Genomic DNA, 12,934 nt, shown 5'->3' on the forward strand with positions numbered 1-12,934 from the left:
CAAGCTCCCCGGTCGTCACCCCACTCGCACTATCGATCATGTGTTCGATTCTACCTGATTTGGTCAGCTTGCGCCAGACGTTGAGCCCACGAATCTCTCCTCACATCAGTGGAATCCGATCACTGCAGGCCGTGAGCAGCTGGCGGGTTCATGGGCCGGTTACGGGCCTCCGCGCCAGTGGTCGATGCGGCGGTGGTCGGGGGAGAAGCCGTGGTCGACTCCCCAGAGCACGGCCTGAGTGCGGCTGGCGACGTCGATCTTGCGGTAGATGGTGCGGATGTAGGACTTGATGGTGTTGGGGGAGAGGTAGGTGCGGGTCGCCACCTCCGCGTTGCCGAGGCCCTGCGTGATCAGGGCCAGGATCTCGGACTCGCGGTCGCTGAGGCCTTCGCCACGTCCGGGCCAGTCCAGGCCCGGGTTGGGTCGCACCCGCCCCGGTGGGTCGCTGATGACGAGCTCGCCGGCGTGGACTCGTTCGAGGGCGGCGACCAGGTCGCGCGCGGGCAGGGCCTTGGAGAGGTAGCCGCGCACCCCTTGCTCCTTCGCTCGCTCGATGAGGTCAGGGTGGAAGGTCCAGGTGTAGACGACGACGTGTCGGGCGTTGGGATTCTTGACGAGCACCCCGATCTCGTCGTGGTCGGACTCGGGCTGGGCGAAGGAGTCGTAGAGCACGATGTCGACGCTGTCGTGCAGGGGCTTGTTCGTATCGATCTCGGCGATGAGAACCCGGTCGCGGTAACGGTCGATGATGTGGGCCACTCCGAGCAGCACGACGTCGTAGTCGTCGACCAGGGCGATGGTGATGGGTTTGCTCACGCGGGCACCGGAACGGTGTACGGGTTGGCGCTCCGGCCGCTGCGGCGGCCGCTTCCACCGGGGGATCGAGGGGCAGGTCTCATCTCTCGACGATAAACCCACCTAGGGGTGTGCCGGTAGCGCCCTAGGGGTGAGAGTCTGGACCCAGTCAATATCGTCAACGAAAGGAATTCATCATGTTGGGCACCATCATCAGTGCGGTCGTCGTAGGTCTGATCGCGGGCGCATTGGCTCGTCTCATCGTTCCGGGCAAGCAGGACCTGTCGATCCCGATGACGATCCTGCTGGGCATCGTCGGATCGTTCGTGGGTGGCTTCCTGGGCTTCCTGCTCTTCGGCAAGGACTCGGCTGACGGGCTCCTGCAGCCGGCCGGCATCATCGGCTCGGTCATCGGGGCGATCATCGCCCTGCTGATCTGGAACCGCGTGGGCGGTCGCCGCTCCGTCAGCCGCTGAGCTGATCTCCGGCTGCCCACTGAAGATGGGTGGGTCGCCAACGGGTGAGTCAGGTGGTGGGGCCGTGCTGCTTACGACCCCACCACCGTTCTACTCAGTGCGGATCCGCACAGGGGTCGTACCCAGAACCGCCAACCGCTACCAGCCGGAGCGTCCAGAGTTCAGAATGACGAGCTGCTGGGTCGCCCGAGGCGGCACGTCCGGAGTATTGCCGGGAGCCCTCCGTGCGCTTCGGTTCGAGATCGAAGCGGTCACCGCGGAGGACGCCGATACCTTCGTCGAGCGGCTTGGCGGGCCCGGTCCATCACCCCTCGCGCGTAGAGAGGCACGATCACCCGTGGACCGTTCCCGACGCAGAAGATGAGATTGTCGAAGTGGTGGATGCCGGTCCGATGCGCCACCGTACGAAACGCGTCACGCGCCTCCTGCAGCTGATGGGGCGGCATGAAAGGTGACGGCTCGTCGGGCTGGTACCGGCAGCCCAGGGGGTAGTCGCGCCCGGCGGTGGTGGTCATCTCCACATGAGCTCCGAGCAGTCGGGTGACCTCGTGGGTGCCGGCGAACTCGACGAGGCGCTCGAGGGAGTCGCTCAGGGCAGGAGGATCTTCGACATAGATTCGACCGGGGTAGAGGGTGTCCCCGGTGTGGAGCAACCCGGTGGTGCGGTCGTACACCGCGATGGACGACTCCTCGTGACCCGGGATCGCAATGACGTCGACGGTGCGGCCGCCAAGTTCGAGCTGCCCGATCTCACTGGGCCAGTTGAGAATGCCGAAGAAGGCGCCCACGGCGGGCGCCGTGGTTCCGACGACGGTGGTGTGCGGCCGCTCTCGAAAGGCGTCGTCGCCTGCGATGTGGTCACCGTGAGCGTGGCTGTGCGCCACCACCAGCTCGTACGGGGCGTCGGCTCCGGAGGCGCGCTCGGCCAGGTGGCTGGCGACGAGGTGGTCGACGGTCGACCGCAGCACCGCTCCGTCGACGGCGCCAGAATCAACGAGCAGGGCGCGCGACCTGCCGAGCAGGAGAAGAAGAAACGGGGCCTCGTACGTGAGGTCTTTGCTCTGGCGCATCAGCACGGTGCCCGGCCCAAGTGTCTGCACCTGCAGGCTGGGGTCGGTCCGCCCGTGGCCCGGAGGTGAGCCGTGGATCCACGCCACGTCGGTGTCGAGCGCTTGAAGGGGTTTGGAGTTCATGGCTCCCACGCTAGGCCGTCGGCTGCGAGGCGCAGCCGACTTCAGGACGTTCAGGTGGTCGGTGACAGATCGGTGGAAGGGTGCGCGGTCCACCAGGTCCAAGAGGGCCCCTCGCCGGCCACGCGGATGTCGATGTGGGTCGCCAGGGCGCGAGCCCAGAACCTACGGGTTCAGGGCGAGCGGTTCTCGGGAGGCGGGGCGACGGGTGCGCCGGTGAACTTCTGCATGAACGGACCGATGATGTCCATCGGAAGCGGGAACACGACGGTGGAGTTCTGGTCGGCGCCGAGCTCGAGCAGGGTCTGCAGGTAGCGCAGCTGCAGGGATGCCGGGCTGCGGCTGAGGGTGTCGGCGGCCTGGCGCAGCTCCTCCGACGCCTGCAGCTCACCGTGCGCGTTGATGATCTTCGCGCGACGCTCCCGTTCGGCCTCGGCCTCGCGCGCCATCGCCCGCTGCATCGACTCGGGAATCTCGACGTCCTTGATCTCGACCACCTTGACGCTGACCCCCCAGGGCACGGCCTGAATGTCGATGGTGGCCCGGAGGTCCTCGTTGAGGTCGCTGCGGTGTGCGAGCAGGGTGTCGAGCTCGACCCGTCCGAGCACCGAGCGCAGGCTGGTCTGGGCGATCTGCGAGGTGGCGACCGCGAAGTTCTCGACGGCCATCACCGACTTCTCGGGGTCGAGCACCTGGAAGAGCACGACCGCGTTGACCCGCGCCGGCACGTTGTCGCGCGTGATGATCTCCTGAGGCGGGATGGTCAGCGTGACGATCCGCAGGTCGACACGCACCAGCTGGTTGACCAGCGGCAGCAGCAGGTGCGGGCCGGGGCCGAGCAACGGTCGCAGCCGCCCGAACCGGAAGACGACCGCGCGCTCGTACTCCCGCAGCACCTTGACTGACATCGCGGCGAGCACGATCACCACGACCACGACGATGACCGCGATGACAGTCCAGGTCACGAGTGCTTGCCTTCCTCTTCGGTGCGGCGCAGGCGGCTGCTGCCGCTCACGTCGGTCACGCTGAACGACCCCCAGCGGGTCGCGAACCGGTCGTCCGTCACCGGTGGTGCCCCGGCCCGCACGTGGGGCACCTGCTCGGGAAACCCGGAGGGGGTGCGCCACAGGTGGCGGGCCAGCGGGATGCCGGCCGCCACGGCCGTGGCCACGGTCATCAGCAGCAGCAAGGTGTCGCTGACCCCCGGGCCGGAGAGGAGCATCCCGGCGGGCAGCACGACGGCCAACAGCGCTATGCAGCAGGCGATCCCGCGGTGGAACCGACCTGCCTCCGAGTGCGGCCAGGGGTCGACCTCGCGGGTGACCTCGCGCCCGTTCGGTGAGCTCGTGCAGCTCTTCTTCACCGGGCAGGCGTTGCAGACCGTCGGTTTGGCCCGGTAGCGCATGACCCGCTGGTCGGGGTCGAACGTCTGCGGCCACAACCACTGGTCTTCCGGGCAGAGCCACGCGTCATGGTCGGCGTGGTAGGTGAACGACCCCGTGCGCCACTTCGCCGAGCGAGCGGAGGTGCGACGGGCCAACCGGTCGAAGCTGTAGGCGACCCCGAGCAGGAAGACCGCGTAGAGCGCCACGAGCAGAGCGGCATCCGAGGGCCTCGTCATTCGCGGGGCCGAGTCGGCTCGGGAACGAGCTCGGTGAAGAGCACGTCCTCCGGCAGCTCCGTCACGGTCTCGCCCGTGCGGAAGTTGCGCAGGCCGAGCCAGGTGATCCACAGGAACGGCAGGGCGCCGCCGACGATGAACACGACGTCTCCGGGCAGCCGGGCCCACTCCAGCAGAGCGTTGCCCGGGGTGGTGATGAAGCCGAGCGACCTCGCCTCGAAGTAGCCCTTGCCCACCGACTCGTAGAGCTGCAGAATGCCGAGCGGCAGCAGCGTGGCGAAGACCATCCACGCCAGGCCGATGTTGAGCGACCAGAAGCTGATCTTGGCCAGCTTGTCAGGCCACTTGTCGGCGGGAATGAGGTAGCGCAGCGCGAACATGGCCAGGCCCACCGCCAGCATCCCGTAGACCCCCATCATCGCGGCGTGTGCGTGGTTGGCGGTCAGGGCGGTACCGATCTCGTAGTACGACACGATCGGCAGGTTGATCAAGAAGCCGAAGACCCCGGCGCCGAGGAAGTTCCAGAAGCCGACGGCCACGAGGAACATCACCGCCCACCGGTGCGGGAACGGTGCTCCGGAGCGCGACTCCTGCCGAGAGCCGAGCTGCAGGAAGCTCCATGCCTCAACGGTCAGAAACGTGAGCGGAATGACCTCTGCCGCCGAGAAGAACGCGCCGAGCGCCATGTGCTCCACCGGCGTCCCGGAGAAGTAGAGGTGGTGCATCGTGCCGATCACGCCGCCGGCGGAGTAGAGGATCACGTCGAGGAAGATCACCCCGAGCGCAATCTTCTCGCGCACGACGCCGAGCATGACGAAGATGTAGGCCACCATCACCGTGGTGAAGAGCTCGAGGAAGTCCTCGACCCACAGGTGCACCACCCAGAACCGCCAGAACTCGGCGACCGAGAAGGTCGTGTCGGTGCGGGCCAGCAGGCCCACCGCGTAGAAGGCGGGAATGGCCAGGGCCGAGAAGAAGAAGAGCCACGGCATGTTGCCCTTGGACTCTCGCTTCAGCCGGCCGCGGATGCCGCGGTAGATGATCGCGATCCAGATGAACAGGCCCGCGACGAGCAGGCACTGGAAGACGAAGGGCAGGTCGAGGTACTCCCACTGCTGTGCGAAGAGCGGGCCCTTCGCCCACGAGACTCCGTGGATCGAGAGTGCCTCGGCGGCCATCGAGCCGAAGACCACCACGGCCACGGCGCCGAGCAGGATATAGGCGAGCGTGTGCTGATGCCGTGGCTCGCGGCCGGCGATGAACGGGGTCAGGAAGATTCCCGCGGCCAGGAACGCCGCGGCCGTCCAGAACAACGACAGCTGCAGGTGCCAGGTTCGGGCGAGGTTGTAGGGCAGCCACTGCGCCAGGTCGAAGCCGAAGAAGGAGAGCAGGTCGGCCCGGTAGTGCTCGGCCGCGGCGCCGAGCAGCGTCTGGGCGACGAAGAGCAGCGCGATGACGAAGAAGAACCACGCGCTGGCTCGCTGGGCCTTCGTCAGCCCGACCGTACCGGGCTGGCGGAACGCGATGATCGGCGCTTCGGCGCTGTGCCAGCCGATGTCGCGGCTCCACCGACCGTAGACGGCGAACAGGGCTCCGGTGCCGCCCAGCAGCACGATGAGCGACAGCACGCTCCAGACGATGACGTCAGCCGTGGGCCCGTTCTCGACACGCGGCTCGGCGGGCCAGTTGTTGGTGTACGAGTAGGAGTGCCCCGGGCGTTCGGCGGCGGCCGCCCAGGCCGTCCAGGCGAAGAACGAGGTGAGCTGGTGGATCTGCTGCGGGTCGGTGATGACCCGCGGCACCAGTCCGTTCGCCGTCGAGTCCAGCCCGAAGAACTGGGCGTAGTGCGCCTTGAGGGCGGTGAACGCCTTGGCCTGACCGTCGGTGAAGGTGAGCGTGCCGGTGCCGGCGTCGTAACGGTTGGTGCGGTACTCCTGCACGACTGCCCCGTTCGGGTCCGGCGTGCCGGCGGCGACCTGTTGCGACCGAGCGATCTCGGTCGAGCGGCGCAGGTAGTCGGCGGTGAAGTCGGGACCCAGGTAGGCGCCGTGACCGAGGATCGAGCCGTACTGCATCAGTCCCCGGGCCTGGAACAGCTCCTGCCCTGCCGTGATGTCCTCCGTCGTGAACACCGTTGAGCCGGAAGCGGCCACCACCTTCACCGGCTGCGGCATCGAGTCGGTGTACGTGCGGTAGGCGAGAATTCCCATGACGAAGAACCCGAAGAGCATGACGATGGCGACCGCCTGCACCCAGCCCTTGCCGATGAGCATCGGCCGTCGCACAGGCGTCTCAGGCGGTTCCGGGGCCTGCTGGGCGGAGGTGGTGTCGGTGGCCATCAGGCTCCCCTTCGAGTGGCAGATGCCGGGTCAGGGCCCGATGAGTGGTCGGCGGCGCACCGCCAGGAGCTACCGGGTTTCGGCGAGTACGCCGGCGACATCTGATGTCAACGCAACCTAGGGCGCAGCCGCAAACGGGGGTAAGAGGTCTAAAGTCCCGAACTTTCGACCGGGTCTGACGCGCGGATGCCGCAAACGTGCGCCCCGGCGCGCAAGGAAGCCCAGGTAGAGCTCATGCAGGCGCTCAGGCGGGCAGCCTCCGAGCCCCGTCTCGGCCTGGCGTCGGCGGTAGAGTCGAGGGCGGAAGGTGCCGATCCGTGGTCAGTGGACCCAGATGGCACCTGCGCCGTTTTCTCCCGATGGCCACGCGAAGGGATGAGCAACAGCGATGTTCGGTCGAGAGCGCGAGCGGGCGCAGGTCGAGAGCCTGCTCGACCACGTGCTCTCCGGTCGCAGCCGGTCTCTGGTCGTCACCGGTGAGACCGGCCTCGGTAAGACCACTCTGCTGCGCTACGCCGAAGAACGGGCCCAGCGGTTTCGGGTCGTACGCATCACCGGCATCGAGTCGGAGATGGAGTACCCGCTGGCCGGCCTCGGTGCGCTGTGGAGCCAGCTCGACACGGGCGCGATCGACCTGCCGGGCCCTCAGGCTGCCGCGGTCGAGGTCGCGCTCGGTCACGCCCACGGTCCCGTTCCCGACCAGTTTCTCGTGGCACTGGCTCTGCTGACTGCTCTGTCGCAGGCCTCGCAGAAGCAGCCGATCCTCTGTGTTGTCGACGACGTTCAGTGGCTCGACCGGGGATCGAGACAGGCCCTCGGCTTCACCAGTCGACGCCTGCACGCCGAGTCGGTGGCGATGGTCTACGCCGTGCGCCGACCCCACCGCGTACCCGAGCTCGACGGCCTTGACGAGCTCACTTTGGGCCCGCTTCCCGACGCGGTCGGGGCCGAGCTGCTGCGCCGCCGGGCCGGGTTGCTCGACGAAGCCATGATCCGCCGCATCCTGCTCGAGTCGCGAGGCAACCCGCTCGTGCTGGAGGAGGTCAGCGACGGCATCGAGCGCACGAGGCTGGCCACCGGCTACCTCGACTTCGGCGACGTCACCGAGTGGACACCCGTCGAGCGGTTGTACGCCGGGCGGATCACCGCCCTGCCGCCCGACACCCGACTGCTGCTGCTCGTCGCGGCGGCCGACCTGACCGGCGACGTCGGGCTGTTGTGGTCGGCGGCCACTCGTCTCGGAATAGACGAGGCCGCAGCAGAACCGGCGGTGTGCGACGAGCTGCTGCGCATCGGCGACGTGGTCGGTTTCCGGCATCCGCTGATCCGCTCCACCGTGTACCGGGAGGCCCCACCTAGCGACCGGAAGCGCGTGCACCGTGCGCTGGCCCACTCGATCGACGCCGACGCCGAACCTGATCGCCACAGCTGGCACCTGGCCCGGGCGGCCACCCGACCGGACGAGACGCTGGCGGGTGCCCTGGAGCGGTCGGCCGACCGCGCCCTCAGCCGGGGTGGGGCTCGGGCGGCCGCGCTCTTTCTGCAGCGCGCGGCCATGCTGACCCCTGATCCGTCCCGGCGTGGCACGCGCGCCCTGGCTGCCGCCGTCGCCGCCGTCACGGCGAGCGAGTTCGACGACGCGCTCGACCTGCTCGCGCTCGTCGAGCGGTGTCCCGCCGACTCGTTGCGTCGCGGGCAGGTGCAGTCGCTGCGGGCCCAGATCAGCTTCCTCACCGTGCGAGGGGCTGACGCCGTGAGTCTCTACCTCGAGGCGGCGCGCTGGTTCGAGACCAGCGACCCCCTGGCCGCTCGACAGGCCTACCTCGACGCGTTCGAGGCTGCCGGGTTCGCCGGTCGGCTCAGCACGGCCGGGTCGCTCGACGACGTGGCAAGGGCGGCCCTGGCGGCGCCCAGGGCTCCCGACCCGCCGCGTGCGGTCGACCTCCTGCTCGACGGGGTCGCGGCCCGCCAGCTAAAGGGCGGGGCGGCCGGCATCGAGGCGCTGAAGGCCGGCATCGCCCACGTCCGGAACGATCTTGAGAGCCCGTGTATCTGGACCGCCCTGCGGATGTGCATCTACCTGTGCGACGACGAGTCGTGGGAGGTGCTGGCCCGGCGAGCCGTGTCGACGGCGCGACAGTCGGCGGCCCTGGCCCACCTGCCCGTGGGCCTGGAGTTCCTCGCGGGCCTGCTCACTCTCCGGGGCGACTTCGCTGCCGCGGCCGCTCTCATGAACGATCACGACGATGTGGTGGCCGTCGCCGGGGTTCCGCCACGCCCTTACGTGCGGCTGCTGATCGCGGCGTGGACTGCGAGCGAGCATGACACCCAGCACCTCATCGACGGAGTCATCGCCGAGGGCAGCGACCGGGGGGAAGGCAATGTCATTGCGTTCGGCAACTACAGCCGGGCGGTGTTCCACAACGGCCACGGCCGCTACGAGCTGGCTCTGGCGAGTGCCCAGGCGTCGTTGCGGGAACCGACGGGCGGGGCCTGGGCCCCGATCGAGCTGATCGAAGCGGCCACGCACCTCGGCACCCCGGGGGTGGCGCGCCCTGCCTACGAGCAGCTCGTGGCCGAGGCCGACGCCAGCGGCACGCATTGGGCTCTCGGCCGCGCGGCCCGTTGTCGAGCGATGCTGGGTGAGCGGCGAACGACGGAGGACGAGTACCGGCAGTCGCTCGACCACCTCGGCCGCACCCCCATGGTCGCCGACCGGGCCCGGTCGCAGCTGCTCTACGGCGAGTGGCTCCGTCGCGAGAACCGGCGCGTCGACGCCCGGGCCCAGCTGCGCCCAGCGCTCGAGGCGTTCACTGCGATGGGCGCCCTGGGTTTCGCCGAGCGGACCCGTATCGAGCTGGCCGCCACCGGCGAGCGGGCGCGTCGCCGGGTTGCCGACACCCATCACGATCTCACCCCCCAAGAGCTGCAGATCGCGCGGTCCGCGGCGGCCGGAGCCACCAACGCCGAGATCGCGGAGCGCCTCTACGTCAGCGCCAGCACGGTCGACTACCACCTACGCAAGGTCTACCGGAAGCTCGGCATCACCTCGCGTCGCCGCCTGCGAGAGGCGCTGCCGGTGTCGATCCAGACCCGGTGAGGATGCCGCTGTTCTGTCGTATCGCGGGTCGTCGGTTCGCGGGCTGACTACGCGAGGTACGGGACTCGACCCGCGCCCTCGACGGCGACGATGGGTGTCGCGTCGCCGGCGGCTTCTCGCGAGTCTGGAGCAGAACCCATGAGTGAACCCGCACCCGCTGCGGCCCGATCCGCGCTGGCCCCGCTCCGGTTGACCGTGTTCCGGTGGCTGTGGATCGCGGCCGTCGTGAGCAACATCGGCAGCTGGATGCAGACCGTCGGCGCCCAGTGGTTCCTGGTCGACAACCAGAGCTCGCCGACCCTCATCGCACTCGTGCAGACGGCGGCGGCCCTGCCCGTGCTGCTGTTCGGGCTGGGGGCCGGCGTGATCAGCGAGCTGTTCAACCGGCGACGTCTGCTGATCGGGGTACAGGCCTTCCAGGTCTGTGTCGGGGTCGGTCTCGCCGCGCTCACGGCGGCAGGCGAGATGACCCCGGCGCTGCTCCTCGTGGCCACCTTCCTGATCGGTTCTGCGAACGCCCTGCAGCTGCCGGCCTACATGGCGCTCGTCCCAGAGATCGTGCCGCGTCCGCTGATCCCGGATGCCGCGACGCTGAGCTCGATCGGCGTCAACATCGCCCGGGCGGTCGGCCCGGCTGTCGCGGGCATCGCGATAGCCCGGTTGGGGGTGCCCTTCGTCTTCGCTGTCAACGCCGCCTCCTTCGCCGTGTTCCTCGTCGTGCTGGTCGCCTGGCGCGACTACCGCCCGCCACGACAGCGGGCGGAACCGTTCCTCGATGCTGCCCGGGCGGGCCTGCGCTACGTGCGCTACGCCGGCGTGGTCCGGCGGTTGTACGTGCAGCTGGCGTTGTTCATGATTCCGGCCAACGCGCTCTGGGCGCTGCTGCCCGTGATCGCGAGCACGCAGCTGCGCGTCGGTTCGAACGGGTACGGACTGCTGCTCTTCGCGGTCGGCACCGGCGCCATCGTCGGAGCCTTCGTCATCAACGCGGCCCGGCGCCGGCTCGGTACGAGCATGATCGTGACGGTCTCGTCGTTTGTCTACGGCGCGGGCATGGCGCTCGTCTCGCGCTCGCACTCGATGGTTGTGACCCTGGTGGTGCTCGTCGTCGTCGGGGTGGCCTGGATCGGGGTCATCGCCACCATCAACGGCGTCGTTCAGTCGTTCCTGCCGAGCTGGGTGCGCGCGCGTGGACTGTCCGTCTACCAGGTCACGCTCTTCGGTTGCACCGCGCTCGGTTCCGCCATCGCAGGCGCCCTCGGCACTGCGATCGGAGTCCCCGTCACCGTGACCCTGGCCGGTGTTCTCGCGATCCTCAGTGGCGGGGTGCTACTGGTGCGCCCATTGCTCACGACGGCCGACCGGGACCGGGCTGTGGTGGCGTTGCCGCTCACCGACCTGCCCACCGTCACCGTGAGTGAGCCGGACGATCTCGAGGGTCACGCCACGATGGACGATGGTGACTTCGCCGGACAGATGACGCCCGTGACCGGTGCGGGCCACACCCTCGTACTGGTGCGTTACGCCGTTCCGGAGAGCCGCCGCGTGGAGTTCATCGCCCACATGCGTCTGGTGGAGCGCAGTCGACGACGCACCGGAGCGCGCGAGTGGCAGCTCTACACCGACCTGGAGCACCCGGCCGAGCTGGTGGAGGCGTTCATGCTCGGGTCGTGGCGCGAGCACCTCAGTCAGCACGAGTCTCGCCACACCGGAGACGACATCGCCCTGCTGGCTCTCGCTCGTGACCTCGCCGTCGGGGACCCGGTCGTGCAGCATTTCGTGGCGGTCGACCGCGTCTGACGGCCGACTACGCGCGTCACGGGACTCGACGCGAGGCGCTCGACGACAGGCTGGTGCCGAGCGGAACCCGCCGCCCGATCTGGAACGGACGAGACGATGAACCGAGCCGACGTGCAGTGCACCCACCTGGCGACGGTCGCCGACGTCGAACCGTCGTCGCCGGGGTGTGAGGACTGTCTGCGGACAGGCGGGCATTGGCTGCACCTGCGCCTGTGCATGCACTGCGGGAAGGTCGGTTGCTGCGACAGCTCGCCGAACCGTCATGCGACCGCGCACTGGACGGCGCACCGCGACCACGCGATCATCCGCTCCTACGAACCGGGGGAGGACTGGTGGTGGTGCTATCCCGACGAGCTGTTCTTCGAGATCGACGATGCTCCGGCCTCCCCGAGCCACCCGTGAGCCCCTTCCCCTGGCGCCTCTCGGGGCTCTGACACTCCGGGTCCCGACGCCACACCGCGTGAACCGCGCGACATCACCTCCCCGCGAGGAAGGGGCCCGCTTCGTCGCCCACGAAACAGGAAGTCTCTGTGGGTGCTGGTGCCGTCGTTGCGGGTCACGTTCGCGGCCGACTTGCTGCTACCGGCCCACAACCGTCAACTTTGGCGGCGCGTGACCTCGTCCAGTGTGGTCGGGTCGGGGGGTGGGCCCATGGGAGGGGCGGCCTCAGGATGGTGGAGGTCGAACGCCGGCCGTTCGGAGCGGATGCGGGGCAAGGTGGTGAAGTTGTGCCGCGGCGGCGGGCACGAGGTGGCCCATTCGAGCGAACCGCCGTAGCCCCAGGGGTCGTCGGTCTCGACGAGGGGTGCATAGCGCCAGGTGCGCCAGACGTTGTAGGTGAAGGGGATCATCGAGGCGCCGAGCAGGAACGCGCCGCAGCTGGAGATCTGGTTGGCCAGCTGGAAGCCCTCTGCCGGCAGATAGTCGGCGTAGCGACGGGCCATGCCCTCGATGCCGAGCCAGTGCTGGATCAGGAAAGTGATGTGGAAGCCGAAGAAGAGCATCCAGAAGTGGATCTTTCCGAGCTTCTCATCGAGCATGCGACCGGTGAGCTTGGGCCACCAGAAGTAGAAGCCGGAGAACATCGCGAAGACCACGGTGCCGAACACGGTGTAGTGGAAGTGCGCGACGATGAAGTAGCTGTCGGAGAGGTGGAAGTCGAGCGCCGGGCTCGAGAGGATGACGCCGGTCAGACCACCGAAGAGGAAGGTGACCAGGAAGCCCATGGCCCAGAGCATGGGGGTGGCCATGACGACCTTGCCGCCCCACATCGTGCCGATCCAGTTGAAGAACTTCACGCCGGTTGGAACCGCGATCAGCATCGTCATGACGGCGAAGAACGGTAGGAGCACCTGGCCGGTGACGTACATGTGGTGGGCCCAGACACTGGCCGAAAGGGCCGCGATGGCGATCGTCGCGAAGACCAGGGTCTTGTAGCCGAAGATCGGCTTGCGGGAGAAGACCGGGATGACCTCGCTGATGATGCCGAAGAACGGCAACGCGATGATGTAGACCTCCGGGTGGCCGAAGAACCAGAACAGGTGTTGCCAGAGGATGGCCCCGCTGTTCTCGGCGTCGAAGATGTGCATGCCGAACCGTCGGTCACCGCCCAG

Annotated in this window: 10 protein-coding genes; 4 read left to right on the top strand and 6 right to left on the bottom strand. The window is 68.4% G+C overall.

Features of this window, described 5'->3' with window-relative positions; all coding sequences use genetic code 11:
* Nucleotides 1-159: 159 nt before the first annotated feature.
* Complete coding sequence (locus BA895_RS17855) at nucleotides 160-816, bottom strand: response regulator transcription factor (protein ID WP_070193254.1); 657 nt, start codon at nucleotides 814-816, stop codon at nucleotides 160-162.
* 176 nt (nucleotides 817-992) lie between these two features.
* Here BA895_RS17855 and BA895_RS17860 point away from each other — a divergent pair, with 176 nt between their 5' ends.
* Nucleotides 993-1,271: a GlsB/YeaQ/YmgE family stress response membrane protein gene (locus tag BA895_RS17860; protein WP_070193255.1), complete on the top strand. Its 279-nt coding sequence runs from the start codon at nucleotides 993-995 to the stop codon at nucleotides 1,269-1,271.
* A gap of 251 nt (nucleotides 1,272-1,522) precedes the next feature.
* Here the strand turns inward: BA895_RS17860 and BA895_RS17865 are convergent, their stop codons facing one another.
* From BA895_RS17865 to BA895_RS17880, 4 genes are all read right to left on the bottom strand, one after another.
* Nucleotides 1,523-2,464, bottom strand: a complete 942-nt coding sequence (locus tag BA895_RS17865; RefSeq protein WP_070193256.1) for an MBL fold metallo-hydrolase — start codon at nucleotides 2,462-2,464, stop codon at nucleotides 1,523-1,525.
* A 170-nt stretch (nucleotides 2,465-2,634) separates the two neighbouring features.
* Nucleotides 2,635-3,369: an SPFH domain-containing protein gene (locus tag BA895_RS17870; protein ID WP_083283515.1), complete on the bottom strand. Its 735-nt coding sequence runs from the start codon at nucleotides 3,367-3,369 to the stop codon at nucleotides 2,635-2,637.
* Nucleotides 3,370-3,422: 53 nt separating this feature from the next.
* Entirely contained in the window at nucleotides 3,423-4,082 is a 660-nt protein-coding gene (locus BA895_RS17875; protein WP_070193258.1) for a hypothetical protein, read from the bottom strand.
* Nucleotides 4,079-6,421 (bottom strand): nitric-oxide reductase large subunit, encoded by a 2,343-nt coding sequence (locus tag BA895_RS17880; RefSeq protein WP_070193259.1) that lies wholly within the window; start codon nucleotides 6,419-6,421, stop codon nucleotides 4,079-4,081. Before BA895_RS17880 ends, BA895_RS17875 begins: the two co-directional genes overlap by 4 nt.
* A 388-nt stretch (nucleotides 6,422-6,809) precedes the next feature.
* Here BA895_RS17880 and BA895_RS17885 point away from each other — a divergent pair, with 388 nt between their 5' ends.
* From BA895_RS17885 to BA895_RS17895, 3 genes are all read left to right on the top strand, one after another.
* A complete protein-coding gene (locus BA895_RS17885; protein WP_070193260.1) occupies nucleotides 6,810-9,521 on the top strand; it encodes an AAA family ATPase in 2,712 nt (903 codons plus the stop codon).
* A 138-nt stretch (nucleotides 9,522-9,659) separates the two neighbouring features.
* Complete coding sequence (locus BA895_RS17890; RefSeq protein ID WP_070193261.1) at nucleotides 9,660-11,321, top strand: MFS transporter; 1,662 nt, start codon at nucleotides 9,660-9,662, stop codon at nucleotides 11,319-11,321.
* Nucleotides 11,322-11,417: 96 nt separating this feature from the next.
* Nucleotides 11,418-11,723, top strand: coding sequence for a UBP-type zinc finger domain-containing protein (locus BA895_RS17895; RefSeq protein WP_070193262.1), 306 nt, complete (start codon nucleotides 11,418-11,420; stop codon nucleotides 11,721-11,723).
* 194 nt (nucleotides 11,724-11,917) lie between these two features.
* On the opposite strand, the gene BA895_RS17900 is transcribed toward BA895_RS17895, so the two are convergent.
* The coding region (locus BA895_RS17900; RefSeq protein ID WP_175442375.1) for a cbb3-type cytochrome c oxidase subunit I at nucleotides 11,918-12,934 on the bottom strand (1,017 nt) is incomplete at its 5' end.

Source organism: Humibacillus sp. DSM 29435, from assembly GCF_001758225.1.
Taxonomy (GTDB): Bacteria; Actinomycetota; Actinomycetes; order Actinomycetales; family Dermatophilaceae; genus DSM-29435.